Annotated in this window: 25 protein-coding genes; 15 read left to right on the top strand and 10 right to left on the bottom strand. The window is 72.9% G+C overall.

What is annotated here, in order from left to right; translation table 11 throughout:
* Window positions 1-1,109: MFS transporter (locus tag ABZ193_RS22225; RefSeq protein WP_354711303.1), on the top strand; the 1,109-nt coding region annotated here is incomplete at its 5' end.
* Window positions 1,049-1,873, top strand: a complete 825-nt coding sequence (locus tag ABZ193_RS22220) for a metallophosphoesterase (RefSeq protein ID WP_354711302.1) — start codon at window positions 1,049-1,051, stop codon at window positions 1,871-1,873. The genes ABZ193_RS22225 and ABZ193_RS22220, both read left to right, overlap by 61 nt.
* Here ABZ193_RS22220 and ABZ193_RS22215 read toward each other — a convergent pair.
* Together ABZ193_RS22215 and ABZ193_RS22210 are read right to left on the bottom strand one after the other, a co-directional pair.
* A complete protein-coding gene (locus ABZ193_RS22215; protein WP_354711301.1) occupies window positions 1,856-2,983 on the bottom strand; it encodes an MFS transporter in 1,128 nt (375 codons plus the stop codon). The genes ABZ193_RS22220 and ABZ193_RS22215 overlap by 18 nt on opposite strands.
* A complete protein-coding gene (locus tag ABZ193_RS22210; protein WP_157358829.1) occupies window positions 2,980-3,819 on the bottom strand; it encodes a PAC2 family protein in 840 nt (279 codons plus the stop codon). The genes ABZ193_RS22215 and ABZ193_RS22210 overlap by 4 nt, the downstream gene beginning before the upstream one ends.
* Window positions 3,820-3,944: 125 nt before the next feature.
* Here ABZ193_RS22210 and metH point away from each other — a divergent pair, with 125 nt between their 5' ends.
* The 5 genes from metH to ABZ193_RS22185 all read left to right on the top strand — a co-directional run bounded on the left by metH (window position 3,945) and on the right by ABZ193_RS22185 (window position 10,307).
* Entirely contained in the window at window positions 3,945-7,487 is a 3,543-nt protein-coding gene (metH, locus tag ABZ193_RS22205; protein WP_354711300.1) for a methionine synthase, read from the top strand.
* A gap of 16 nt (window positions 7,488-7,503) precedes the next feature.
* Entirely contained in the window at window positions 7,504-8,166 is a 663-nt protein-coding gene (locus ABZ193_RS22200; RefSeq protein WP_354711299.1) for an HAD family phosphatase, read from the top strand.
* Between the two features lie 66 nt (window positions 8,167-8,232).
* Window positions 8,233-8,496, top strand: a complete 264-nt coding sequence (locus ABZ193_RS22195) for a phosphoribosyl-ATP diphosphatase (protein WP_020422772.1) — start codon at window positions 8,233-8,235, stop codon at window positions 8,494-8,496.
* Between the two features lie 30 nt (window positions 8,497-8,526).
* Window positions 8,527-9,372 (top strand): ATP phosphoribosyltransferase, encoded by an 846-nt coding sequence (hisG, locus tag ABZ193_RS22190; RefSeq protein WP_020422773.1) that lies wholly within the window; start codon window positions 8,527-8,529, stop codon window positions 9,370-9,372.
* Complete coding sequence (locus ABZ193_RS22185) at window positions 9,369-10,307, top strand: AEC family transporter (protein WP_354711298.1); 939 nt, start codon at window positions 9,369-9,371, stop codon at window positions 10,305-10,307. Before hisG ends, ABZ193_RS22185 begins: the two co-directional genes overlap by 4 nt.
* Here the strand turns inward: ABZ193_RS22185 and ABZ193_RS22180 are convergent.
* Complete coding sequence (locus ABZ193_RS22180) at window positions 10,304-10,738, bottom strand: nuclear transport factor 2 family protein (protein ID WP_020422775.1); 435 nt, start codon at window positions 10,736-10,738, stop codon at window positions 10,304-10,306. The two genes, ABZ193_RS22185 and ABZ193_RS22180, sit on opposite strands and share 4 nt — an antisense overlap.
* Before the next feature lie 94 nt (window positions 10,739-10,832).
* On the opposite strand from ABZ193_RS22180, the gene ABZ193_RS22175 reads away from it, so the two are divergent.
* Together ABZ193_RS22175 and ABZ193_RS22170 are read left to right on the top strand one after the other, a co-directional pair.
* Window positions 10,833-11,204, top strand: coding sequence for a YciI family protein (locus tag ABZ193_RS22175; RefSeq protein ID WP_354711297.1), 372 nt, complete (start codon window positions 10,833-10,835; stop codon window positions 11,202-11,204).
* On the top strand, window positions 11,201-12,412 hold the full coding sequence (locus ABZ193_RS22170; RefSeq protein ID WP_354711296.1) for a DUF6596 domain-containing protein: 1,212 nt from the start codon (window positions 11,201-11,203) through the stop codon (window positions 12,410-12,412). The genes ABZ193_RS22175 and ABZ193_RS22170 overlap by 4 nt, the downstream gene beginning before the upstream one ends.
* Before the next feature lie 20 nt (window positions 12,413-12,432).
* Here ABZ193_RS22170 and ABZ193_RS22165 read toward each other — a convergent pair whose 3' ends face one another.
* The 4 genes from ABZ193_RS22165 to ABZ193_RS22150 form a co-directional block, all read right to left on the bottom strand.
* Entirely contained in the window at window positions 12,433-13,353 is a 921-nt protein-coding gene (locus ABZ193_RS22165; protein ID WP_354711295.1) for an aminoglycoside phosphotransferase family protein, read from the bottom strand.
* Window positions 13,354-13,424: 71 nt separating this feature from the next.
* Window positions 13,425-14,354 (bottom strand): ParA family protein, encoded by a 930-nt coding sequence (locus ABZ193_RS22160; RefSeq protein ID WP_237334952.1) that lies wholly within the window; start codon window positions 14,352-14,354, stop codon window positions 13,425-13,427.
* Window positions 14,355-14,431: 77 nt separating this feature from the next.
* A complete protein-coding gene (locus ABZ193_RS22155; protein WP_237334951.1) occupies window positions 14,432-15,211 on the bottom strand; it encodes a thioesterase family protein in 780 nt (259 codons plus the stop codon).
* A 15-nt stretch (window positions 15,212-15,226) separates the two neighbouring features.
* Complete coding sequence (locus tag ABZ193_RS22150; RefSeq protein ID WP_017982475.1) at window positions 15,227-16,093, bottom strand: RecB family exonuclease; 867 nt, start codon at window positions 16,091-16,093, stop codon at window positions 15,227-15,229.
* A 96-nt stretch (window positions 16,094-16,189) separates the two neighbouring features.
* Here ABZ193_RS22150 and ABZ193_RS22145 point away from each other — a divergent pair, with 96 nt between their 5' ends.
* A complete protein-coding gene (locus ABZ193_RS22145) occupies window positions 16,190-17,347 on the top strand; it encodes a site-2 protease family protein (protein WP_354711294.1) in 1,158 nt (385 codons plus the stop codon).
* Window positions 17,348-17,405: 58 nt separating this feature from the next.
* Window positions 17,406-18,230, top strand: a complete 825-nt coding sequence (locus ABZ193_RS22140) for a tRNA (adenine-N1)-methyltransferase (protein WP_020422782.1) — start codon at window positions 17,406-17,408, stop codon at window positions 18,228-18,230.
* A gap of 9 nt (window positions 18,231-18,239) precedes the next feature.
* Here ABZ193_RS22140 and ABZ193_RS22135 read toward each other — a convergent pair whose 3' ends face one another.
* Together ABZ193_RS22135 and ABZ193_RS22130 are read right to left on the bottom strand one after the other, a co-directional pair.
* Entirely contained in the window at window positions 18,240-19,031 is a 792-nt protein-coding gene (locus tag ABZ193_RS22135) for a hypothetical protein (protein ID WP_020422783.1), read from the bottom strand.
* Between the two features lie 31 nt (window positions 19,032-19,062).
* Complete coding sequence (locus ABZ193_RS22130; protein WP_020422784.1) at window positions 19,063-19,875, bottom strand: hypothetical protein; 813 nt, start codon at window positions 19,873-19,875, stop codon at window positions 19,063-19,065.
* 478 nt (window positions 19,876-20,353) lie between these two features.
* On the opposite strand from ABZ193_RS22130, the gene arc reads away from it, so the two are divergent.
* On the top strand, window positions 20,354-22,162 hold the full coding sequence (gene arc, locus ABZ193_RS22125; protein WP_026153131.1) for a proteasome ATPase: 1,809 nt from the start codon (window positions 20,354-20,356) through the stop codon (window positions 22,160-22,162).
* A 56-nt stretch (window positions 22,163-22,218) separates the two neighbouring features.
* Here arc and ABZ193_RS22120 read toward each other — a convergent pair whose 3' ends face one another.
* Window positions 22,219-22,494: a hypothetical protein gene (locus ABZ193_RS22120; protein ID WP_354711293.1), complete on the bottom strand. Its 276-nt coding sequence runs from the start codon at window positions 22,492-22,494 to the stop codon at window positions 22,219-22,221.
* 81 nt (window positions 22,495-22,575) lie between these two features.
* Between ABZ193_RS22120 and ABZ193_RS22115 the strand changes: the two genes are divergently transcribed.
* The 3 genes from ABZ193_RS22115 to ABZ193_RS22105 all read left to right on the top strand — a co-directional run bounded on the left by ABZ193_RS22115 (window position 22,576) and on the right by ABZ193_RS22105 (window position 24,599).
* Window positions 22,576-22,917: a hypothetical protein gene (locus ABZ193_RS22115; RefSeq protein ID WP_237334945.1), complete on the top strand. Its 342-nt coding sequence runs from the start codon at window positions 22,576-22,578 to the stop codon at window positions 22,915-22,917.
* Window positions 22,918-23,006: 89 nt separating this feature from the next.
* Window positions 23,007-23,933, top strand: coding sequence for an aldo/keto reductase (locus tag ABZ193_RS22110; RefSeq protein WP_027936580.1), 927 nt, complete (start codon window positions 23,007-23,009; stop codon window positions 23,931-23,933).
* 66 nt (window positions 23,934-23,999) lie between these two features.
* The gene (locus tag ABZ193_RS22105; RefSeq protein WP_354711292.1) at window positions 24,000-24,599 is read left to right on the top strand and encodes a hypothetical protein; all 600 of its coding nucleotides are present in this window, start codon (window positions 24,000-24,002) and stop codon (window positions 24,597-24,599) included.
* Window positions 24,600-24,610: the final 11 nt, after the last annotated feature.

Raw genomic sequence — 24,610 nt, 5'->3', positions numbered from 1 at the left:
CCTGGTCGGGCAGTACGTCGGCCACACCGCCGAGAAGACGGCGACGGTGTTCGAGCCTCGCCGATCGCTGGAACCGGCGCGTCCTGCTCGCCGCGGTGTGCGCAGGCCAAGTGGTCGTCGCGGTGCCGCTGCTCGGCAGCAGCCTTCCGGTGATCTACCTCGTCATGGCTCTGCAGTCCGGTCTCGCAGCGGTGTTCGAGCCCGCCCGCAGCGCGCTCGTCCCCGCGCTGGCTCCCGGGCAGACCACCGCCGCCAACGGGGCGCTCGGCGTCGGCACCTGCGTCGCCCGCCTCGGGGGCAGCGCGCTCGGCGGGGTGCTGCTCGGCTTCGCCGGCCTCGGCGCCGTCGTCGTCGCCTACGGCGCCGCCCTCCTGGCCGCGATCGGCTTCCTCGCGCCCCGCTTCGCCGAACCCCGGCCCGCGCACCGGGCCCCAGCGGTCCGGGCCTGGCTCGACGGGCTCGCCGACATCCGCCGCGACCACCGGCTCCGCCTGGTGATCTTCATGACCACCCTGATGTCCGCCGGGCAGGGGATGTTCGTCGTCCTGTTCGTCCTGTTCGTCAGCGGCCCGCTCGGCCAGGGCGAAGCCGAAACCGGGCTGTTGCGCGGTGTCCAGGCCATCGGCGGGCTCGCCGCGGGCCTGGCCATCGCCACCGTCGCCCGCAACGCCGCCCCCGCGCGGCTGCTCAGCTGGGGCACCGTCGCGTTCGGACTCACCGCCGCCGTCATCTGGAACGCCCCGGCGCTGACCAGCGCGTTCGGCGTCTACATCGGACTGTTCATCGCCGTCGGCGTCCCGGTCGTCGTGCTCAACGCCGGGCTGCTGTCGGTCGTCCAGACCGTCAGCCCGCCGGGCAGCACCGGCCGCGTGCTCAGCACCGGCTTCGCCGTGCAGGCACTGGCCCAGGTCGCCGGCATGCTCGGCGCCGGCGCGCTCGTCGGCCCGCTCGGCCTGACCCCGCTGCTGAACTTCCAGGCCGCCCTCAACCTCGTCGCGGGCGCGCTCGGGGTGCTCTGGCTGGTGCGGCGGATGACTACGGTGGAGCCGTGCCCCACCTCTACGCCACCAGCGACCTCCACGTCACCCACAACGGCAACGCGCCGCTGATCGACGAAGTCCGCCCGGACTCGCCGGAGGACTGGCTGCTGGTGGCCGGTGACGTCGCCGAGAAGATCGAGGCGATCACCGCCACGCTGGCGACCCTCAAGGAGCGCTTCGCCGAGGTGGTGTGGGTCCCGGGCAACCACGAACTGTGGACCGTCCCGCGCGACGGCAACGACCTGCGCGGCGAGGCCCGCTACCGGCACCTCGTCGAGCGCTGCCGCGAGATCGGCGTCCGCACCCCGGAGGACGAGTACCTGGTCTGGCCCCACGCCGACCGGCCGCTCACCATCGCCCCGCTGTTCCTGCTCTACGACTACAGCTGGCGCACCCCGCAGGCCGAGGACGCCTCCCTCGCCGAGGCGCTCGACCAGGCCCGCGAGGCCGGCGTGGTGTGCACCGACGAGTTCTACCTGCACCCCGACCCGTTCCCCACCCGCCAGGACTGGTGCGCCGACCGGCTCAAGTTCAGCGAGCAGCGCCTGGACGCCGTCCCCGCCGACCACGGCACCGTCCTGATGTCGCACTGGCCGCTGCACCGCCACCCGACCGCGCCCCTGCGCTGGCCGGAGTTCGCGCTGTGGTGCGGCACCACCCGCACCGAGGACTGGCACCTGCGCTACCGCGCCGAGGTCGCCGTGTTCGGGCACCTGCACATCCCGCGCACCACCTGGGCCGACGGCGTCCGCTTCGAAGAGGTGTCGCTGGGCTACCCGCGCGAGTGGCGCAAGCGTGCCCGCGGCCCGGTCCCGCTACGCCGCATCCTCTGACTTCGGCCGCAACGCCAGCAGCGGCACCGCCGCCGCCAGCACCCCGGCCGCGACGAGGAAGCTCAACGCCGGGTTGGCGTGGTAGAGCCCGGTGAACACCGCGGGGGAGGCCGACATCCCGAGGAACCGCAGCGCGGTGACCACCGAGATCGCGCCGCTGCGCCCGTTGCCCTCCCCGCCGAGCACCGTCGCGTTGATCCCGACCAGCACCAGCTGCCCGCACACCCCGCCGACGGCCCACGCGATCGTCACCGCGGGCAGGGACGGGAACAGCCCGATCGAGGCCATCGCCGCCGCGCCCAGCAGCAGCCCGGCGGCCAGCGCCACCCGCGGCCCGAACCGGTCCGAGGCGGCGCCGACCAGCCGCGCGGCCAGGAACCCGGCGATCCCGTAGGCGGTCAGCACCAGGCCCCGCACCCCGGGCGTCAGCGCGAACAGGTCGTCGACCCGGAACGCGACCAGGAACGGCAGCCCGGCCAGGCACGCCCAGGCCAGGAACACCACACCACCGGCCCACAGCACCACCGGCCGCCACGCGTCCCGCAGCCGCGACCCGGGCTCGCCGGCCCGGTCGTCGGGCGGCAGCGGGCTCGCCGCCAGCGCCAGCGCGACCAGCGCGATCCCGGCGAACGCCCACCGCCAGTCGGCCTCCGCGGCCAGCCCGCCGATCAGGGGCGCGGACGTCTGCCCGAGCGCCTGCATCGCCCCGAACGTGCCGAGCGCCCGGCCGAGCCGGTCCGCCGGGGTGATCGCGGCGAGCTTGGTCAGCAGCAGCGGCGTGGTGAACGCGTTGGCCACGCCCTGCAGCCCGCGGGTGACCTGGAACAGCCAGAACCATGGCACGAGCGCGGCCAGCGCCGCCGCCAGCACGTAGCCGGCGTAGGCGACCCGGATCGTGCGCACCGGGCCCCAGCGCGCGCCGTAGGTCCCGGACACGAGCATGACCAGCGCGAACGGCAGCAGGTAGGCGGTCAGCGAGGACGCCGCGGTGCCCGGTGACACGCCGAAGCTGGCCGACAGCTCGGGCAGCATCGACGACACCACCCCGCCCCCGAACGGGCCGAGGAGGCCACCGACGTAGAGCGCGGCGCGGGCGGGCCGCCCGCTCACCGGCCTGCCGGTCCCGGTCCCTCCGCGCCCGGACGACGCCGCCGCAGGTAACGCTCGAACTCGGCGGCGATCTTCTCGCCGCTCGACTCCTCCAGGGTGATCGCGGTCTCCGCGTCGCCACGCTCCTCCAGGGACCGGACGTACTCGGCGATCTCCTCGTCCTCCTCGGCCATCTCGCTGACCGTCTGCTGCCACTCCTCGGCCTGCTCGGGCAGCGCGCCCAGCGGCACCTCGACGTCCAGGACGTCCTCGAGCTTGTGCAGCAGCGCCAGCGTCGCCTTCGGCGAGGGCGGGTGGGACACGTAGTGCGGCACCGCGGCCCAGATGGAAATCGCCGGGATGCCCGCCTGCACGCACGCGTCCTGCAGGATGCCCACGATGCCCGTCGGGCCCTGGTAGCGGCTGCGCTCCAGCCCGAACCGGGCCGCGGCCTCCGGGTCGTAGGCGGTGCCGGTGACCGGGACCGGGCGGGTGTGGGCGGTGTCGGCCAGCAGGGCGCCGAGCGTGACGACGGTGGTCACCCCCAGCTCCTCGATGTGGTCGAGCAGCTCACGGCAGAAGGCGCGCCACCGCATGTTCGGCTCGGGGCCGGTCACCAGCACGATGTCCTGGTCGTAGCCGGGCGGGTGGCAGATCGCCAGCCGCGTGGTCGGCCATTCCACCCTGCGGGTGACGCCGTCCACCATCCGCACCGTCGGGCGGCTGACCTGGAAGTCGTAGTAGTCGTCCGGCTCGAGCTCGGCGAGCGGCTTGGCGTCCCAGCTCAGCTGGAGGTGCTCCAGGGCCGTGCTGGCCGCGTCACCTGCGTCGTTCCAGCCTTCGAAGGCCAGGATCATCACCCGGTCCCTGGCCGTGGTGTCCTCCGGGTCCGGGGTCTCGGGCTGTGGGATCGCGTCGGCTGGGTCACTCACCCACCCAGCCTACGACCCGGCGGGCGGTGACGAGACCGTAGCCTGGTGTCATGTCCGGTCGTTTCTCGTCACCGCTGCTGGACGCCCTCGCCGCCCGTGTGGTCGTGGCGGACGGGGCGATGGGCACGGCGCTGCAGGCGCACGAGCTGTCCCTGGACGACTTCGCGGGCCTGGAAGGCTGCAACGAGATCCTGAACGTGACCCGCCCGGACGTGGTGCGGGGCATCCACCGCACCTACCTGGAGGCAGGCGCGGACGCGGTGGAGACGAACACCTTCGGCGCGAACCTGGCGAACCTGGGGGAGTACGGGATCGCCGACCGCATCGCCGAGCTGGCCGAGGCGGGGGCGCGGCTGGCGCGGGAGACCGCCGACGAGCACGCGACGCCGGACCGCCCGCGCTTCGTGCTCGGCTCGGTCGGCCCGGGAACCAAGCTGCCCACGCTCGGCCACGCGCCGTACGCGCGGCTGCGGGACGCCTACGCCGAGCAGGTGACCGGCCTGCTGCACGGCGGGGTGGACGCGGTGCTGGTGGAGACCTCGCAGGACCTGCTGCAGACCAAGGCCGCGATCCTGGGCGCGCGCCGGGCGATGCGCGGGGCGGGCCGCGAGGTGCCGGTGATCGCCTCGATCACGGTGGAGACGACCGGCACCATGCTGCTGGGCACCGAGGTCGCCGCCGCGCTGGCCGCGCTGGAGCCGCTGGGCATCGACGTGATCGGGCTGAACTGCGCGACCGGCCCCGCCGAGATGAGCGAGCACCTGCGGACGCTGTCGAAGTCGGCGCGGGTGCCGCTGTCGGTGATGCCCAACGCCGGCCTGCCCGAGCTGGGCCCGGACGGCGCGGTCTACCCGCTGTCGCCGGAAGGGCTGGCCGAGGCGTTGTCGGGGTTCGTGCGCGAGTTCGGCGTCGGCCTGGTCGGCGGCTGCTGCGGCACCACCGGCGAGCACATCCGGCAGCTGGCCGAGGCGGTGCGGGACGCCGAGCGCGCGCCCCGACGGCCGCGGCACGAGCCGGGCGTGTCCTCGCTGTACCAGGCGGTGCCGTTCGAGCAGGACGCCTCGGTGCTGATGGTGGGGGAGCGCACCAACGCCAACGGCTCCAAGAAGTTCCGGGAGGCCATGCTCGAAGGCCGCTACGAGGACTGCGTGGAGATCGCGCGCGAGCAGACCCGCGACGGCGCGCACCTGCTCGACCTGTGCGTGGACTACGTGGGCCGGGACGGTGCGGCGGACATGGCCGAGCTGGCCGGGCGGCTGGCGACGGCGTCCACGCTGCCGATCATGCTCGACTCCACCGAGCCCGCGGTGCTGCAGGCCGGGCTGGAGCGGCTGGGCGGCCGGTGCGTGGTCAACAGCGTCAACTACGAGGACGGCGACGGCCCGGACTCCCGCTTCCAGAAGATCATGCGGCTGGTGTCCGAGCACGGCGCCGCGGTCGTGGTGATGTGCATCGACGAGGAGGGCCAGGCCCGCACCGCCGAGTGGAAGGTCCGCGTCGCCACCCGCACGATCGAGGACCTGGTGACCAACTGGGGCATGCGGGTCTCCGACATCATCGTCGACTGCCTCACCTTCCCGATCACCACCGGGCAGGAGGAGACCCGGCGCGACGCCCTGGAGACGATCGAGGCGATCCGCGAGCTCAAGCGCCGCTACCCGGAGGTGCAGACGACGCTGGGCATCTCCAACGTCTCCTTCGGGCTCAACGCCGCCGCGCGCCAGGTGCTCAACTCCGTGTTCCTGCACGAGTGCGTCGAGGCCGGGCTGACCACGGCGATCGTGCACGCGTCGAAGATCCTGCCGATGGCCCGGATCCCGGACGAGCAGCGCGAGGTCGCGCTCGACCTGGTCTACGACCGCCGCCGGGAGGGCTACGACCCGCTGCAGAAGCTGATGTCGTTGTTCGAGGGCGTGTCGGCCGCGTCCAGCCGGGCTTCCCGCGCCGAGGAGCTGGCCGCGTTGCCGCTGTTCGAGCGGCTGGAGCGGCGGATCGTCGACGGCGAGCGCACCGGGCTGGAGGCCGACCTCGACGCGGCCCTGGCGGAGAAGCCGGCGCTGGACATCGTCAACGACACCCTGCTGTCCGGCATGAAGACCGTGGGCGAGCTGTTCGGGTCCGGCCAGATGCAGCTGCCGTTCGTGCTGCAGTCCGCCGAGGTCATGAAGACCGCGGTGGCCTACCTCGAGCCGCACATGGACAAGACGGACTCCTCCGGCAAGGGGAAGATCGTCCTGGCCACGGTCAAGGGCGACGTGCACGACATCGGCAAGAACCTGGTCGACATCATCCTGTCGAACAACGGTTACGACGTGATCAACTTGGGTATCAAGCAGCCGGTCAACGCGATCCTGGACGCGGCCGACGAACACGGCGCGGACGCGATCGGCATGTCCGGGCTGCTGGTGAAGTCCACGGTGATCATGAAGGAGAACCTGGAGGAGATGAACTCCCGCGGAGTCGCCGAGCGCTGGCCGGTCCTGCTCGGCGGCGCGGCGCTGACCCGCACCTACGTCGAGAACGACCTCGCCGAGCTCTACCACGGCGACGTCCGCTACGCGCGGGACGCCTTCGAAGGCCTGCGGCTGATGGACACGATCATGGCGGCCAAGCGGGGGCTGGCGCCGGAGATCAGCGCGGAGGAGGCGGCGAAGAGAGCGGAGCGCAAGGCCCGCCGCGAGCGGTCCCTGCGCATCGCCGAAGCCCGCAAGTCCGCCCGAGAGCCGGAGGCCCCCATTTCCGCCCGTTCCGATGTCGCGACCGACGTTCCCGTGCCCGTGCCGCCGTTCTGGGGCACCCGGGTGGTGAAGGGCATCCCGGTCGCCGAGTACGCCGCTCTGCTCGACGAGCGGGCCACCTTCCTCGGCCAGTGGGGCCTGCGCGGCGCCCGCGGCGGGCAGGGGCCCAGCTACGAGCAGCTGGTGGAGACCGAAGGGCGCCCGCGGCTGCGGTACTGGCTGGACCGGCTGGCCACCGACGGGGTCCTGCAGCACGCCGCGGTGGTGTACGGCTACTTCCCGGCCGTGGCCGAGGGCAACGACCTGGTGGTGCTGACCGAGGCGCACGCCGACGCCCCGGAGCGGGCGCGGTTCACGTTCCCGCGCCAGACCCGTGACCGCTACCTGTGCCTGGCCGACTTCTTCCGGCCCCGCGCCACCGGCGAGGTCGACGTGCTGCCGCTGACCCTGGTCACCATGGGACAGCCGATCGCCGACTACGCCAACGAGCTGTTCGCGAACGACGCCTACCGCGACTACCTGGAGGTCCACGGCCTCGGCGTGCAGCTCACCGAGGCGCTGGCCGAGTACTGGCACCGCCGCGTCCGGCAGGAGCTGCACTTCACCAGCGGCCGCGCGGTCGCCGACGAGGACCCGCGCTCGGTCGAGGACTTCTTCAAACTGGGCTACCGCGGCGCCCGCTTCTCCCTCGGCTACGGCGCCTGCCCGAACCTGGAGGACCGCGCGACCATCGTGGAGCTGCTCGACGCGGAACGGATCGGCGTGAAGCTGTCCGAGGAGTTCCAGCTGCACCCCGAGCAGTCCACCGACGCGATCGTGGCCCACCACCCCGAGGCCAAGTACTTCAACACCTGAGCAGAGGGAGAACCACTTGACGGACGGCCTTGCTGCCGTGCTCTGGGACATGGACGGCACGCTCGTCGACTCGGAGAAGCTGTGGGACGTCGCGCTCTACGAGTGCGCGGAGTGGCTGGGCGGGACGCTGTCCACCGAGCAGCGGCTCACGCTCGTCGGGTCCAACATGGACGCCACCGCGGGCTTCCTGCTGACGGTGACCGGCCACGAGCCGACCGCCGCGGCGGTCACGGAGACCGGCGCGTGGATCCGCGACCGGACGGCGAACCTGTTCGCCGACGAGCTGCCGTGGCGGCCCGGCGCCCGCGAAGCGCTGACCGCGGTGCGCCGCGCCGGGGTGCCCTCGGCGCTGGTCACCTCCACCGAGCGGTCGCTGACCGAGCTGGCGCTGGACACCATCGGACGGGAGTTCTTCGACATCACCGTCTGCGGCGACGAGGTGGACGGGCTCAACAAGCCGCACCCGGAGCCCTACCTGCGCGCGGCGCGGCTGCTCGGCGCGGACCCGGCACGCTGCGTGGCCGTCGAGGACTCCCCGCCGGGCGCCGCGTCGGCCGCCGCCGCGGGCTGCGTCGTGCTGGTCGTGCCCAATGACGTGTCCGTCGAGGCCGGCCCCCGCCGGGTGTTCCGCACCTCGCTGACCGGGGTGGACGCGGACACGCTGCGCGCACTGGTGTGACGTCGCCGTCAGCAGCGGCGGCCCGGATCGCCCCCGGGGCGGGCCGGATGGAAGGATCTACAGACCGTGAAGACCTTCGACGAGCTGTTCGCCGAGCTCACCGAGCGGGCCCGCAACCGACCCGAGGGATCGGGCACCGTGCAGGCGCTGGACGCCGGCGTGCACGCCCAGGGCAAGAAGGTGCTCGAGGAGGCCGGTGAGGTCTGGATCGCCGCCGAGCACGAGTCCGACGACCGGCTGGCCGAGGAGATCTCCCAGCTGCTGTACCGGGTTCAGGTGCTGATGCTCGGGCGCGGGCTGACCACCGAGGACGTGTACCGCTACCTGTAGCGGGGCCGAGAACGAACGAGGAGTGAGGGCATGCTGCGGGTTGCGGTGCCGAACAAGGGAGCGCTGGCCGGGCCGGCGTCGGAGATGCTCGGCGAGGCCGGTTACCGCCAGCGGCATGAGCAGCGCGACCTGACCGTGCTCGACCCGAACAACGAGGTCGAGTTCTTCTTCCTGCGCCCCAAGGACATCCCGATCTACGTCGGCTCTGGCGAGCTGGACCTCGGCATCACCGGCCGCGACCTGGCGCTGGACTCCGGCGCCCCGGTCGAGGAGGTGCTGGCGCTGGGCTTCGGCGGCTCCACCTTCCGCTACGCGGCCCCGGCCGGGCAGGACTGGAAGCCGGCCGACCTGCAGGGCAAGCGGCTGGCCACCTCCTACCCGAAGCTGGTGCGCGACGACCTCGCCCGGCAGGGCGTGGAGGCCGAGGTGATCCGGCTCGACGGCGCGGTGGAGATCTCGATCCAGCTCGGTGTCGCCGACGCGATCGCCGACGTGGTCGGCTCCGGCCGCACCCTGCGGCAGCACAACCTGGTCGCGTTCGGCGACCCGATCTGCGTGTCCGAGGCGGTGCTGGTCCAGCGCGCCGGCAGCGACGCGCAGAAGGCGAAGGCGCAGCTGACCGCCCGGCTGCAGGGCGTGGTGTTCGCGCAGCAGTACATGATGCTCGACTACGACTGCCCGCGGACGCTGCTGGACAAGGCGGTCGCCATCACCCCCGGCCTGGAGTCGCCGACCGTCGCGCCGCTGGCCGACCCGGACTGGGTCGCGGTGCGGGCGATGGTGCCCCGCAAGAAGGTCAACCAGATCATGGACGAGCTGGCCGAGGTGGGTGCGAAGGCGGTGCTCGCCTCCGACATCCGCTCCTGCCGGCTTTGACCGGCGGTGTCCTGCCGGCGTTCGCGCCGATCTGGGCACTGACCGGACTGGGGTACCTGCTCGGCCGGTTCCGCGTGCTCGGCGATGGGGCCGAGGCGGCGCTGACGAAGTACGTCTTCGTCGTCGCGATGCCCGCGGTGCTGTTCACCACCATGCAGGACACGCCGCTGACCGCCCTGCTGAACCCGGGCGTGCTCGCGTTCCTGATCGGCACCGTCGTGGTGGGCGCGATCGGGTTCGCGCTGGGCAAGTGGGTCTTCCGGCGCAAGCTGTCGGAGTGGGCGGTCAGCGGGATGGCCTCCTGCTACGCCAACGCCGGCAACCTGGGCATCCCGGTGCTGCTGCAGCTGTTCGGCGACTCCGCGTTCATCATCGTGGTGATCCTGCTGCAGACGCTGGTGCTGATGCCGTCGCTGCTGGCGCTGCTGGAGACCGACGCGCGGGAGCCGGGCCGCTCGCGGTGGCGGACGCTGCTGATGCTGCCGGTGCGCACCCCGGTGATCGCCGCGTCGCTGGCCGGGGTGCTGTTCCGGGCGAGCGGGCTGCACCTGCCGCACCTGGTGGCGCAGCCGCTGCACCTGCTCGCCTCCGCCGGGGTGGGCACCGCGCTGCTGGTGCTGGGCATGTCGCTGACCTCCGGCGGCCCGCGGGAGCCGATGGGGGCCCGGCGCGCCGAGATGGCTACGGTGATCGGACTGAAGCTGTTCGCTCAGCCCGCGATCACCCTCGGCGTCGGCCTGCTGCTCGGCGTGCCGCACCCGGCGCTGATGATCGTGACGGTGTGCGCGGGGCTGCCCACCGCGCAGAACATCTTCATCGCGACCAGCCAGTACGCCCTGGACAGCCGGTTCGTGCGGGACTGCGTGCTGGTGTCCACCCTGGTGTCGATGGGATCGCTGTCCCTGGTGTCCTGGCTGGTCGGCGAGTTCCTCTAGGGCTCCAGGTCCAGGGCGGCGGCGAAGGTGCCGTCCATGTGGAACGGTGTGGACTGGTGCTGGTGCGCGATCAGCCAGCGGCCGTCGTCGCGGCGCAGGCAGACCGTCGACCGGAACCACAGGGTGAACGGCTCGTCGTGGCCGGCGGGGACCGCGGACATGCGGTTGAGGCTGTGCGCGAAGGCCAGATCGCCGCTGACGGTGGCGCGCAGGTCGCGGACCTCGTAGTCGACCGGGCCGTCGAACCCGGCGAACCAGCCGCGCAGGTTGTCCGGGTCGCGCATCTCGGCCGCGGCGTGGGCCAGCGGCGGGGCGAGGGTGAACGCGACGATCTCCGGCGCGTAGCGGGCGACGACCGCGTCCGCGTCGCCGGCCCGGATGGCGGCCGCCTGCTCCTCGATCACCGCGTGGATTTCGTTCGTGCTGGTCATCGTCGTCCTCCCGGCTAGGGTGTGTGCTTCCACCGGTGACGTCGAGACCGCGGGCCCGGTCTCGACATCCCGGGTGAGGAGTCCGGGAGGGCAGATGAAGTTCCTGGTGCTGATCTACCGCAACGCGGCGTCGCAGGCGGTCTGGGAAAGCCTGGCCGACGACGAGAAGCGGAAGGGGCTCAAGGCGTACGAGGCTCTCGACCGCGACCTGGAGGAGGCGGGGGAGGTGGTGACCTCGGCGTCGCTGGCGCCGCCGGAGACCGGCAAGCGGGTCCTGGTCGCCGAGGGGCAGGTCGTCGCGGGGGACGGGCCGTTCGCCGAGGTCAAGGAGCAGCTGGCCGGGTTCTACGTGCTGGACTGCGCGAGCCTGGAGCGGGCCGTGGAGTGGGCGGCGCGGATCCCGGAGGCGGGGCTCGGCCTGGTCGAGGTGCGCCCCACGCAGGACCTAAGCGTCTTCCTGCCGTGACCGAGGTGCTGCGCGAGCTGGCGCCGCAGGTGCTCGCCGCGCTGGTGCGCCGCTACGGCGACTTCGACCTGTGCGAGGACGCCGTGCAGGAGGCGCTGCTCGCGGCCGCGACGCAGTGGCCGGCCCAGGGGATGCCGGACAACCCGAAGGGCTGGCTGATCACCACCGCGTCCCGGCGGCGGATCGAGCTGTGGCGGTCGGAGGCCGCGCGCCGCCGCCGCGAGGAGAACGTCGCGCTGATGACGCCACCGGACCCGGCGCCGGTGCCCGCGGTGGACGACACGCTCACCCTGCTCATGCTGTGCTGCCACCCGTCGCTGACCCCGGCGTCGCAGGTGGCGCTGGCGCTGCGGGCGGTCGGCGGGCTCACCACGGCCGAGATCGCGCGGGCCTACCTGGTGCCGGAATCCACGATCGCGCAACGCATCAGCCGCGCGAAGCAGCGGATCAAGGCCGCCGGCGCCCGGTTCCGGCCGCCGGCGCCGGACGAGTACGGACAGCGCCTCGCCGCCGTGCTCAACGTGCTGTACCTGGTCTTCACCGAGGGGCACACCGCGAGTTCGGGGGAGTCGTTGCAGCGCGTGGACCTGACCGCAGAGGCGATCCGCCTGGCGCGGCAGCTGCACGCCCGGCTGCCCGGCGAGGGGGAGGTGACGGGCCTGCTCGCGCTGATGCTGCTGACCGACGCGCGCCGCGCCGCCCGCACCGGTCCCGGTGGTGCGCTGGTACCGCTCGCCGAGCAGGACCGGTCGCGGTGGGACCGGGCGATGATCGACGAGGGCACCGCGCTGGTGACGCGGGCGCTGACGACCGCGCCGGTGGGCCCGTACCAGCTGCAGGCCGCGATCGCCGCTGTGCACGGGCAGGCCGCGCGGGCGGAGGACACCGACTGGCGGGAGATCGCCGGACTGTACGAGCTGCTGGCGGCGGTGGCGCCCGGGCCGATGGTGACGTTGAACCGGGTGGTGGCGGTGGCCGAAGTGGACGGTCCGGAGGCCGGGCTGCGGGAGCTGGCGGTGGCGGCGGAGGACCCGGCGCTCGCCGGGCACCACCGCGTGGACGCGGTGCGCGCGCACCTGCTGGAGCGGACCGGTGATCTCCCCGCGGCGGCGGAGGCGTACCGCCGCGCCGCGCGGGGCACCTTGAGCGTGCCGGAGCAGCGGTATCTGGAGGAGCGGGCCCACCGCTGCGCCACGCGCAGTGTATAACGACCTATACGGCGCGCCGTTTAGCGCGCCGGTTGGGCGGCCAGCGCGGCCAGGACCGCCCCGAGTTCGGAGTAGCTTGCCACGACGCCGTCGGTGTTGCCGAGCCGGTGGCGTTCCAGCCGCACCGCGCCCAGGTGCCGGGCCCGGTAGACCAGCGCCCGCCAGCGGGCCTGCGGAGTGTCCGCCGGCCGCCCGTAACCCGCCCAGAACGCGTCCCGGACGGGATCGGGCCGCGACGCGGCGTACAGGCTCCAGTCGGCGGCGGGATCGCCCCAGGACGCCCGGTCGTGGTCCAGCACGCCGTCGATCACCGGCTCCGGCGCGCCGGGGGAGAGGAGCACGTTGGCGGTCCACAGGTCGCCGTGCAGCAGCCGGGGTTCGGTGATCTCGTCGAGCACCGCCCGGCGTTGCTCGACCAGCCGGGCGACGGCCAGCACGTCCGAGGCGTCGAGACCGGCGTCGGTGAGGTCCGCGGCGGTGTCCGCGAAGTACGCCAGCACCGCCTCGCTCCACGTGCCGAACGCCGGGCCGGCGACCGGGCCGAAGGCGGGGCCGCGCACCTCGTGCACGATGCGTGCCAGCGTGCCGAGGCCGCGGTAGAAGGCGGTCCACTGTGGACGCGGGTACGCCCGCAGCCCCAGCGGCGCCGGGATCCCGGGGAGGAACGTCTGGAACACGTAGTCCCGCCCGGCGATGTCCCGCGTCCAGTCCGCGAACAACGTCCGGGGCATCATCCGCGCGATCGGCGCGAAGAACGGCAGGCTCGCGTGCTCGTTGCGCATCAGCTCCCGCTCGACGCGGAACTGCCGCGCGGGTTCCGGCGCCACCCGCAGGACCACCGTCTCCCGGGACGGCAGCTCCACCCGGTAGGTGGTGTTGTACAGACCACCGCCGAGTTCCACCGCGGACACCGGAGGCGCCCCGAACGCGCGCTCGGCCATCGCGGTGATCTCGTCCGCGGAAAGCGGTTGCTGGAACGACCCGGCGGGGCGTGCGATCGACCGCGGCTCCACTAGTCGCGGGGGCGCTTGGGCATCAGGTCGTACAGCTTCTTCCGCGCGCCGTTGTCGTTCTCGTTGCGGGTCTGCGCGACCTGGGTGATGAAGTCCTCGAACACGAAGTCGTCCTCGGCGGGGATCGGGGCCGACGGCTGCTGCCGCGCCAGGTGCCCGTCCAGCACCGCCGCGATTTCGCGGAAGGCGAACGCCTGGGTGGTCTCCGGCGCGAACGTCGTGACCGGCATGCCGTGCGCGGCGGCCTCGTTCATCACCACCCCGAGCGGCACGTGCGCCAGCAGCGGGTACCCGAACTGCTTGAGCTCCTCCAGCGCCGCCACCGCGTACCCCGACATCGGCCGCCGGTACAGGCCCGGCACCACCCCGAAATAGGGGATGGGCGGGCGGTTGAGCGCGGTCTGCACGTAGTACAGCTGGTCGTTGAGCAGGCGCAGCGCCCGGATGCTGGTGCGGTCCGGCTGCACCGGAACCAGGATGCCGTGCGTCGCCGCGAGCGCGTTGTTCGTCAGCACGTCCAGCGCGGGCGGGCAGTCGATGATGACGTGGTCGTAGTTGGCGAACTGCACGACCCGCGCCAGCTGCCAGCCCGGCACCCGGAACTGGTCGAGCCTGCGCACCAGGTCGAACATGCCGGGCGAGGTCGGGATCACGTCGAACGCGCCGCCGGGGCCGATGTTGCTGCGCCGGTGCGGCACGATCAGCTCCTCGACCGGCCCCTTCCACATCTTGGTGAGCGCCTTGGCCAGGCTCGGCGCCTGCGCGGGCACCTCCTCCAGGCCCAGCATCTCCGTGGTCGCGTGCCCCTGCGGGTCGAGGTCGATCAGCAGCACCCGGCGGCCGCGTTCGGCCAGCGCCGCGGCGGCCCCGACGCTCAGCGCCGTCTTGCCGACGCCGCCCTTCTGGTTGACCACCGAGGTGATCTGCACTCGAGCGCTCCCAGGTCAGTCGGTTCTGGCCGCAGAGTAGTGGATCTCGTGCGGCTCGCGGGGGACGGTCACGCCCGTCAGCGTGTCCGCACCATCAGCGCCTGCGCGCCGTGGCCCACCTGGCCCCGTACGTCGGACAGCGTGCTGGTGGCCGTGCCCACCCCGGACGGGCCGACCAGCGTGCGCGCGTCCAGCGCGATCCACTCGCCGACCGGCGCGCGCCGCAGGTGCACGGTCAGCTCGCTGTTGATGAACCACCACTTCGCCGGGTCCAGGAAGTTCGACGCGCCGTTGCCGGTGTCGGCGACCGCGAACAGCCGCTGCAACGGCGTCGGCTTCTCCCCGGCCACCAGCTCGACCCGCTGCCTGCCCCACACCCACGCGGGCCCCGGCTCCGCGGGTGACCCCGCGATGAGCCGCCACTCCATCGCGCCCAGGTAGCCGCCGCGGCCCCAGGTGTCCGGCCACGACGCCGGACGGCAGTCCTCGGGGGACGGTGGCGCCGGCTCCTCGGTGGCCACGTCCGTGGTGTCGGCCTCGGCGATCCGCCACGCCGAAGCCCGCGCCACCGCCCGCGTGCCGTCGTGCAGTTCCGCGCCGAGCAGCTCGACCGACCGGCCTGGACGCTCCACCCAGGACCGCAGCGACAGCTCGGTCAGCGGCGCCGGGCCGAGGATCTCCACGGTGACCCGCGCCAGCAGCCCCGGCCGGTCGGCGGCCAGGTTCTCCAGCGCGCGGGCGAGCAGCGCCGACGGCGGCCCGAAGTGCTGCGCCTCCGGGGTCCATGGCCCGGCCGTGTGCTCCGTCGGCTGGTAGCGATCGCCGCCCAGCGGCAGGTAGAAAGCGTTCTCCGTCATCTCAATCCGCCCACGTCAGTCAGCACGGTCCAGTGCGGTTTCCACACCCGGGTCCGGCTCCGGCCAGCCCGGGTACTCCGGTGGCGTGCCGCCGAACGACGGGCACAGCGACTGGTGCGCGCACCAGTCGCACAGCCTGCTGGGGCTCGGCCGGAAGTCGCCGGTCTTGCCCGCCTTGAGGATCGCCTGCCAGATCGCCTCCAGCGTGCGCTCGAAGCGGCGCAGCTCGGCCTCGTCCGGGGCGTAGGCGAGCGACTGGCCGTCGGTGAGGTACATGAGCTTCAGCTGGCGCGGCACCACGCCACGCAGGCGCCACAGCACCACGGCGTAGAACTTCATCTGGAACATCGCCTTGGCCTCGCCGATCTCGCGGGGCGCGGCGCCGGTCTTGTAGTCCACCACGCGGATCTCGCCGGTGGGCGCGACGTCCAGCCGGTCGACGTAGCCGCGCAGCCGGACACCGGACTCCAGCTCCAGCTCGACGTGCAGCTCGCACGCCTCCGGGTCGAACCGGCGCGGGTCCTCCAGCTGGAAGTAGCTGTCCAGCAGCTTGGTGGCCGACTCCAGCCAGCCCTGCACGTCCTCGCCGTCGAACAGCTCGGCCCACTCCGGGTTGTCGGCCGACAGTTCGCTCCAGGTGGGCGCGAGCAGCTCGCGGGCGCGGTCCGGTTCGCGGTCGGTCTTGGGCAGCGCGAACAGCCGCTCCAGCACCGAGTGCACGAGCGTGCCGCGCAGCTGCGCCTTCGTCGGCACCTCCGGCAGCCGGTCGACCGCCCGGAAGCGGTAGAGCAGCGGGCACTGTTTGAAGTCGCTGGCCCGCGAGGGGGACAGCGCGGGGCGGCGCACGCCGAGCTGGGGATCCGTGGTCGCCGTCTGAGCCATACCCCGCACCCTAAACGAGGGGTCCGACAAGATCGCGACGCCGCGCGCCGCGGCGGGTCACGGCCGTCTGACACCACACGCTCTACCCTGTCCGGCATGGCCGCGACCGGCGAGCACGGACGAAACCAGCCGAGGCGGGTGCTGACCACCGCCGACGGCGGCCTGCTGCTGTTCCGGGTCCAGGACGTGCCGGTGCTGCTGGCCCCGTCCTGGTGGGTCGGCTCGCTCGTGGTGGTGGTGCTCTACCAGCCGCTCGTCGACCGGCTCCTGCCCGGCGCGACCGCGGCCACGTCGTGGGCGCTGGCCGCGGCGTTCGCCGTCCTGCTCGGCCTGTCCGTGCTGGCCCACGAGCTGGGGCACTGCGTGGTGGCACTGCGGATGGGGATCCCGGTGCGGCGGCTGCGGCTGTTCCTGCTCGGCGGTCTGTCCGAAGTGGCCCGCACCCCGCGGCGGCCGGGGCAGGAGGGGCTGATCGCCGCCGCCGGGCCGGTCGTGTCCGTGCTGCTCGCGGCGTTCTGCGGCCTGCTGATGTTCGCCGTCCCGCCGGACGGGGCGGTGTGGCTGCTGGTCGCCGAGTGCGCCGTGGCCAACCTCGCGGTCGGCGTGTTCAACCTGCTGCCCGGCCTGCCGCTGGACGGCGGGCGCATGCTCCGCGCCGGCGTGTGGGCGGTCACCGGGCGCCGCGCCAGCGGCACGCACGCGGCCGTCGTGGGCGGCGGGATCGTCGCGGCCGGGCTGCTGGTGTGGGCGATGTTCGGCATGGTCTCCGGCACCGAGGACCGCTGGCTGCGGCTGGGCGTGTGCGTGGTCACCGCGTGGTTCGTCGCCGCCGGCGCCGCGTCGGAGCTGGCCGCCGACGCCAACCGCGGCTGGCCGGAGGGGCTCGCGGTCACCGAGCTGACCCGGCCGGTGCTGCAGCTGCCCGCGGAGAGCCCGGTGTCGGACGCCCTGGCGGCCGCGGCGGGCAGGGGAGTGGTGCTGGTGCGCGCGGACGGCGTCGCGGCCGGGCTGCTCGACGAGGGCGCCGCCGAACGGCTCGCCGAGACGTCGCCGCAGGCCCCGGCGGAGCTCGCCGCGGAGCCGATCCGCGCCGAGACCGTGCTGCTCGCCTCCGAACCGGGGGAGGAGATCGCCGAGCGGGTGCGCGAGACCGCCGCGTGGCAGTTCCTCGTGGTCGACGACGAGGGCCGCCCGGCCGGGGTGCTGCGCCGGGAGGACCTGCGCTCGGCGCTGTCGGCCCGCCGCGTCCGCTGACCGGCGGGTCTGCGAAGATCGAGCGCTGCGATCGCGCGAGTTTCGAGGAGTCAATCAAGTGCAGGTGAGCGGGCCGTTCCGCCCGGGCGACAGGGTGCGTCTGACCGATCCGAAGGGGCGGAACTACACGCTGGTGCTCGCCGAGGGGGAGGAGTACCACACCCACCGCGGCGCGCTGAAGCACGACGAGCTGATCGGCAAGCCGGAGGGCTCGGTGATCACGTCCGTCGGCGGCACCGCCTACCTCGCGTTGCGGCCGCGGCTGGCGGACTACGTGCTGTCCATGCCGCGCGGCGCGCAGGTGATCTACCCCAAGGACGCGGCGCAGATCGTGATGTGGGGCGACATCTTCCCGGGCGCGCGGGTGCTGGAGGCCGGCGCCGGGTCCGGCGCGCTGACCTGCTCCCTGCTGCGCGCGGTGGGCCCGGAGGGCAGCGTGCTGTCCTACGAGGTGCGCGAGGACCACGCCGAGCACGCGGTCAAGAACGTGGAGCGGTTCTTCCGGGAGCGGCCGTCGAACTGGACGCTGAAGGTCGACGACCTGAAGAACCACAGCGGCGAGGTCGACCGGGTGATCCTGGACATGCTGGCGCCGTGGGAGGTGCTCGACACCGTCCACCGCAGCCTCGTCCCGGGCGGGGTGCTGGTCGTCTACGTGGCGACGGTGACCCAGCTGTCGCGGGTCACCGAGGCGCTGCGGGAGATGCAGGGCTGGACCGAGCCCGAGTCGTGGGAGAGCCTCGTGCGGCCCTGGCACGTGGTGGGCCTGGCGGTGCGCCCGGAACACCGGATGGTCGGGCACACCGCCTTCCTGCTCACCACGCGCCGGCTGGCCGACGGGGTGACCCCGCCGCGGCCGCAGCGCAGGCCGAGCCGCGGCTGAGGTCGTCCGTCAGTTGGTCCGGTCGCCCAGGTAGCACCACACGCCGCCCTCGTTGGCGAGGCCGAGCTCGAAGTCGTTGGTGCCGCCGGGGCCGACCGCGTGCACCGGGACGTAGGCGGTGTCGCCGGTGACGTCCGGGCTGCCGGTCACGGTGACGGTGATGCCCGACGGGATGTCCGGCACCGACTGCGGGCGGCTCGCGCACACCATCGACTGGATGGTCGCCTTGTCCCCGGTGCTGTAGGCGGTGGCGATCGCCTGCGCGGTCTCCTCCGGCGTGGACTTCGCGCCCGGCGCGGCGGTGCCCTTCGGCGTCGAGCTCGACGTCGGCGTGCGGGAGCTGCTGGGCGCCTTCTCGCTCGAGCTCGCCGCCGGCGGGGCGGCGCTCGTGCTGGGGGCGGCGGAGTTGTTGTCGTCGTCGCCACCGGTCAGCAGCAGGATCGCGGCGACCGCGCCGCCGATGACGACCACCGCGGCGATCGCGATGCCGACGATCAGGCCGGTCTTCTTCTTCGGCGGCTCACCGCCCGGCCCGCCCGGGAACTGCTGCGTGGCGTAGGAGTCGGCGTAGGGGTTCTGGCCGAACTGCTGCGTGCCACCGGGGAACCCGGGCGGCGGGGTCTGCGGGTAGCCCGGCTGCCCGCCCTGCGGGTACCCGGGCTGCTGCGGCCCGCCCTGGGGCTGCCCGGGCTGCTGGGGGTAGCCGCCGCCCGGCTGCTGCCCGTAGGGGCCCGGCTGGCCCTGCTGCCCGTAGGGGCCTTGCTGCCCGTAGGGCCCGGGCTGTTGCGGCGGGTAGGTCATGATCGGGTTACCCCTTCTCGGATGGGTGGGCTCAGGACTCGTCGACGCACCAGTTCGACCCCTGTCGTTTCAGCGGCATCTTCGCATTCTGCTGGTCGCCGTTGTAACGCAGCGCGACCGGCACCTTGGCGGTGTCGCCGGTGATCTCGGCCGGGCCGGAGATGGTCGCCTGCAGCTCGGTCGCCGCGTCCCACTGGGACTGCAGCGAGGACACCTCGCTGTCGCTGGCGCCGCCGCAGGTCAGCGCGGCGTACCGGCTGGCGCTGCGGGCGTTCATGGCGTCCACGACCTGCTGCGCGACGCTGTCCGCGCCGCCGGTGCCGCCACCGCCGGCCGCGGTGGAACCGGTCGAGCGGGACGAGCGGGACGACGGCGCGGCGGGGGTCGAGGAGTTCGCGCGCGCGGTGGGGCTCGCGGCCGAGGAAGAGCCCGCGGCGGCCGTGGTGGTGCCGCCGTTCTCCTCGTCGCCGCCGAGCGTGAGCACCAGCGTGACGGCCACGCCGGCGACCACGACCACGGCCGCCGCGATGCCGGCGATCAGGCCGGTCTTCTTCTTCGGCGGCTCACCGCCCGGGCCGTCGAAGCCGCCCCCAGTGTCAAAGCCGCCGGCGCCGAAGCCGGGAGCGCCGTGGCCCGGAGCGCCGAACTGCTGCGTCGTGCCGGCGAACCCGGGCGGCGGCGTCTGCGGTTGCTGCGGCGGCTGGGGCGCGCCCTGCGGGTAGCCGGGCTGCCGCGGTCCGCCCTGCGGGTGTCCGGGCTGCTGCCCGTACGGGCCCGGCTGTCCGTAGGGGCCCTGCGGGCCCTGGGGCCCGGGCCGGCCCGGGCCGTGCGGCGGGTAGGTCATGGACGGCCGTCTCCTCGTTCACGTCGGGTGTCTGCCTGCCTTCGACGCGCCGAAGCGGCATCCGGTTTCTCCCCGGACGCGAACCGGGGCTGTAACGCGAGCGATCGTAGCGCCGATATCGGACAACTCGATCTTGGCCGCCCGGCGTGGCGGCCCGCGATCCGGTGCGGCGACGTGAAAACCGCCCGGGTTTGAAGAAGGAGGAGAAGGGGAAGACGCCCTGTGAATGTCCTGTAAAGCCTTGGTTGGGTGGTCGTGACATGAGTGAATCGCTCACCGCCCGGATGGCCGCTGTTGGTGGCCGGGTGGCTACTGTCCGTAGTTTTTCGAGCGGTTCGCCGACCGCCCGCCGGGACGCCTGTGTAACGGTTCCGTCCGGGTTCGTGATGCGACGCGCCGATCCTGTGATGCGGATAGGGCTTTTCATGTCGGTGATCGCCGGTACCGTGGGTTAAAAGCACTCCGAGGAGGTGCCGACATGCAACACGACCTTCCCGGAGGTCGGCACGAGGACGCCGACCCTTCAGAGATCAGTGGAGCTGGAACGACGCCGGACGAGCAGGCGCGGCAGGTCCGCTTCCTGGAAGAGGAAGTGGCTCTGCTGCGGCGGAAACTAACCGAATCACCCCGTCAGAACCGTGTGCTGGAACAGCGCCTCGCCGAGGCGTCGGAACGAGTCGCCCAGCTCACGGAGCGGAACAACAAGCTCGTGGAGACCCTCCGCGAGGCGCGGGGACAGCTCCTCGCGCTGCGCGAAGAGGTCGACCGGCTCGCCCAGCCCCCCAGCGGGTACGGCGTGTTCGTCGCCGCGTACGAGGACAACACCGTCGACGTGTTCACGGCAGGCCGCAAGATGCGGGTGTCCGTGTCGCCCGCGGTGGAGGTGGACTCCCTCCAGCGCGGTCAGGCGCTCCGGCTGAACGAGGCCCTGACCGTCGTCGAGGCGGGCGACTTCGAGCTCACCGGCGAGGTCTGCTCGCTGCGCGAGGTCCTGACGCCGGCCACGGAGGGTGGCAGCGCCCGCGCTCTCGTCGTCGGCCACGCCGACGAGGAGCGGGTGGTCTGGCTCTCCGACCCGCTGGCCGCGCAGACGCTCAAGCCGGGCGACTCGCTGCTGGTGGACTCGAAGGCGGGCTACGCCTACGAGCGCGTGCCCAAGGCCGAGGTCGAGGACCTCGTGCTGGAAGAGGTCCCGGACGTCCGGTACGAGGACATCGGTGGTCTCGGGCGGCAGATCGAGCAGATCCGCGACGCGGTGGAACTCCCGTTCCTGCACGCCGACCTCTACCGGGAGTACGAGCTGCGGCCGCCCAAGGGCGTCCTGCTCTACGGCCCGCCCGGTTGCGGCAAGACGCTGATCGCGAAGGCGGTCGCCAACTCGCTGGCCAAGAAGGTGGCCGAGGCACGCGGGGACGGCGACTCGAAGGACGCCAAGTCCTACTTCCTCAACATCAAGGGCCCGGAGCTGCTCAACAAGTTCGTCGGCGAGACCGAGCGGAGCATCCGCCTGATCTTCCAGCGGGCTCGCGAGAAGGCCTCCGACGGCACGCCCGTGATCGTGTTCTTCGACGAGATGGAGTCGATCTTCCGCACCCGCGGCAGCGGCGTCTCCTCGGACGTGGAGACCACGATCGTGCCGCAGCTGCTGGCCGAGATCGACGGTGTCGAGGGGCTGGAGAACGTCATCGTCATCGGCGCCTCCAACCGCGAGGACATGATCGACCCGGCGATCCTGCGGCCGGGCCGGCTGGACGTGAAGATCAAGATCGAGCGGCCGGACGCCGAGGGTGCGAAGGACATCTTCTCCAAGTACCTGACGCCGGGGCTGCCGATCCACGCCGACGACCTCGCCGAGTTCGGCGGGGACGCGCAGGCCACGATCGACGCGATGATCCAGAACACCGTCGAGCGGATGTACGAGGAGACGGACGAGAACCGGTTCCTCGAGGTCACCTACGCCAACGGTGACAAGGAGGTCCTGTACTTCCGCGACTTCAACTCGGGCGCGATGATCCAGAACATCGTGGACCGGGCGAAGAAGGCGGCGATCAAGTCGGTGCTGGAGACCAAGCAGCCCGGTCTGCGGGTGCAGCACCTGCTCGACGCGATCGTCGACGAGTTCGCGGAGAACGAGGACCTGCCCAACACCACCAACCCGGACGACTGGGCCCGGATCTCGGGCAAGAAGGGCGAGCGGATCGTCTACATCCGCACGCTGGTCACCGGGAAGAACCAGGAGTCCGGCCGGGTCATCGACACGGCCACGAACACCGGCCAGTACCTGTAACCGCAGGTGGGCCAGGGGAGGCCGCCGATCCGTCCGGGTCGGCGGCCTCCGCCGTGTCATGGGCGCGCCGCGCGCCGCCCCGCCCAGTAGGCGAGCAGCACCCCGCCGGCCACGACCAGCACGCACCCGATCATCAGGGGCACGTTCGGCCCGGCGCAGGACAGCGAGTCCGGCGTGCAGCTGCGGAACGGCCCGCCCTGCCCGCTGGAGTCGTACCGCTCCGCCGAGAACAGGAACACTAGCACCGCCATGCCGTGCACGGGGGCGAGGAGGACCGTCACGGCGAGCGCGGCCGCGCCGGCGCGGAGCCGGCGGATGATCTTGTCGGGCACGTGGTGAAGACGCTTCCCGGCGGTTCCGGTTGCCCGGCGTGTCGTCCGCCGGTGGCCGTATAACGACCTATACTGCGCGCCATGACCGAGCCCGCGGCCGAGATCCGCGCCCCGATCACCGAAGCCGACGTCCTGGCCTGGCTCGAGGAGACCGCGCAGGCGGTGCGCGCGCACGCCGTCCCGCCGGAGGAGCTGATCCGGCTGCTGGGGGAGTTGCGGCGTGCGTCGGCGGCCTGTGCCGACGCGTCGGACTGGGTGCTGCTGGCGGCGCGGGAGGAGGGGGCCAGCCTGCGCCAGATCGCGCCGGTCTTCGGCAAGGGCTACGTGCGGGCGCCGGCGGCGCGGCTGGAGAAGCTGCACCGGCAGGCGCTGAACTCCGAGCAGTGGCTGGACATCCTCCGTCAACGAGCATCAGGCGTATAACGACCTATACGCCGCGGCTTTCGGCGAAAAACCACCGGTGGCCCGCTCCGCGGACGCCCCGGAAAAACCCGCACGGAAAGGACAGTCCCCTGCGAATCGGACTCGGCCTGGCGGCCCTCGGGCGGCCCGCCTACATCAACCTCGGCCGGAGCAGCGAGCTCCCGGTCCGGCGGGACGTGCGGACGATGCGCGAGGCGACGTTCGCGGTGCTCGACGCGGCGTACGCGGCCGGTGTGCGCTGGATCGACGTCGCCCGCTCCTACGGCCGGGCCGAGGAGTTCCTGGCCGGGTGGCTGGCCGAGCGCGGCCACGGCGACCTCACCGTGTCCAGCAAGTGGGGCTACACCTACGTCGGCGGCTGGCGCATGGACGCCACGATGCACGAGGTGAAGGAGCACTCGGCGGGCGTGTTCTCCCGCCAGTGGACCGAAAGCCGCTCGCTGCTCGGCAACGCCATCAACCTCTACCAGGTGCACTCGCTCACCGTGGACAGCCCGCTGTTCACCGACGAGGCGCTGCAGCGGGCACTGGCGGCGCTCAGCGACGACGGCGTGCGCGTCGGGTTCTCCACTTCCGGGCCGAAGCAGGCGGAGGTGATCCGGCGGGCGTTCGAGCTGGAAGTGGCCGGGCGGCCGGTGTTCTCGGCCGTGCAGTCGACCTGGAACCTGCTCGAACCGTCGGCCGGCCCGGCGCTCGCGGAGGCGCACGCGGCCGGGAACCTGGTGCTGGTCAAGGAAACCCTCGCCAACGGCAGGCTGGTGGTCAACCCGCCGCCCGCGATCACCCGCCTGGCGCAACGCTACGCAGTCGGCGCCGACGCGGTGGCGATCGCGGCGGTGCTGGCCCAGCCGTGGGCGGACACGGTCCTCATCGGCCCGTCCAGCCCGCAGCAGCTGGCCGCCAACCTCGCCGCGAACGGCGTCGACCTGCCACGGGGCGAACTCGCGGCGCTGCGGGCGCTGGCCGAGCCGCCGGAACGGTACTGGGATCGGCGATCCTCGCTGCAGTGGCAGTGAAGGCTTCGACTAATCTCAGCGCCCACAACGCATACTGAAGGGAACGTCACCGTGCGTCATGGAGGGATGGTGGTCCTGGCCGCGGTCGTGCTGACCGGGCTCACCGGGTGCGCGGATCGCCCGAACGACCTGGAGACCTACTACGACAAGCCGGCGGACGCGACGACGCCGGTGACGACGCCGTCGGTCTCGACGAGCGTCTCGGTCGGCCAGGCGGCGGCGAACACCCCGGTGAACCACATCGCCGAGGACGTGGCGGCGGCGGTGCTCACCAAGAGCGACCTGTCCGGCGAGGGCGTGCGGGAGGCGGCGGCCCGCGCCGCCAACGGATCCTGCTTCGACGCCGTGCCCGCCGGGGACCCGCGTGGCTCGACCTGGCTCTACAACAGCGGTTCCTCGCTGACGCAGCAGGTCACCGGCTACCTCGACCGCACCGCGGCCGAGGTGCTCGCGCAGGTCGACTGCGACGGCACGGCGCTGACGGTCGCCCGCCCGGCCGGCGCGGAGGCCGCGCGCGCCTGGTGCGACGGCACCACCTGCACGCTGCTGCTGGCCGGCGGGCACGTGCTGTCCGGCCTGCAGGTCACCGCGAGCACGCAGAACCGGGCCGCGGAAGCGGTGAAGGGCCTGGCGTCGCTGGCCGCCGGGAAGCTGCCGCGGAGCTGACCGCCCGGGCG

It is taken from the genome of Amycolatopsis sp. NPDC006125 (genome assembly GCF_040614195.1).
GTDB lineage: Bacteria > Actinomycetota > Actinomycetes > Mycobacteriales > Pseudonocardiaceae > Amycolatopsis_E > Amycolatopsis_E tucumanensis.
Note: the sequence above shows the minus strand (reverse complement) of the source record. Positions and strands in the feature narration are given on the sequence as shown.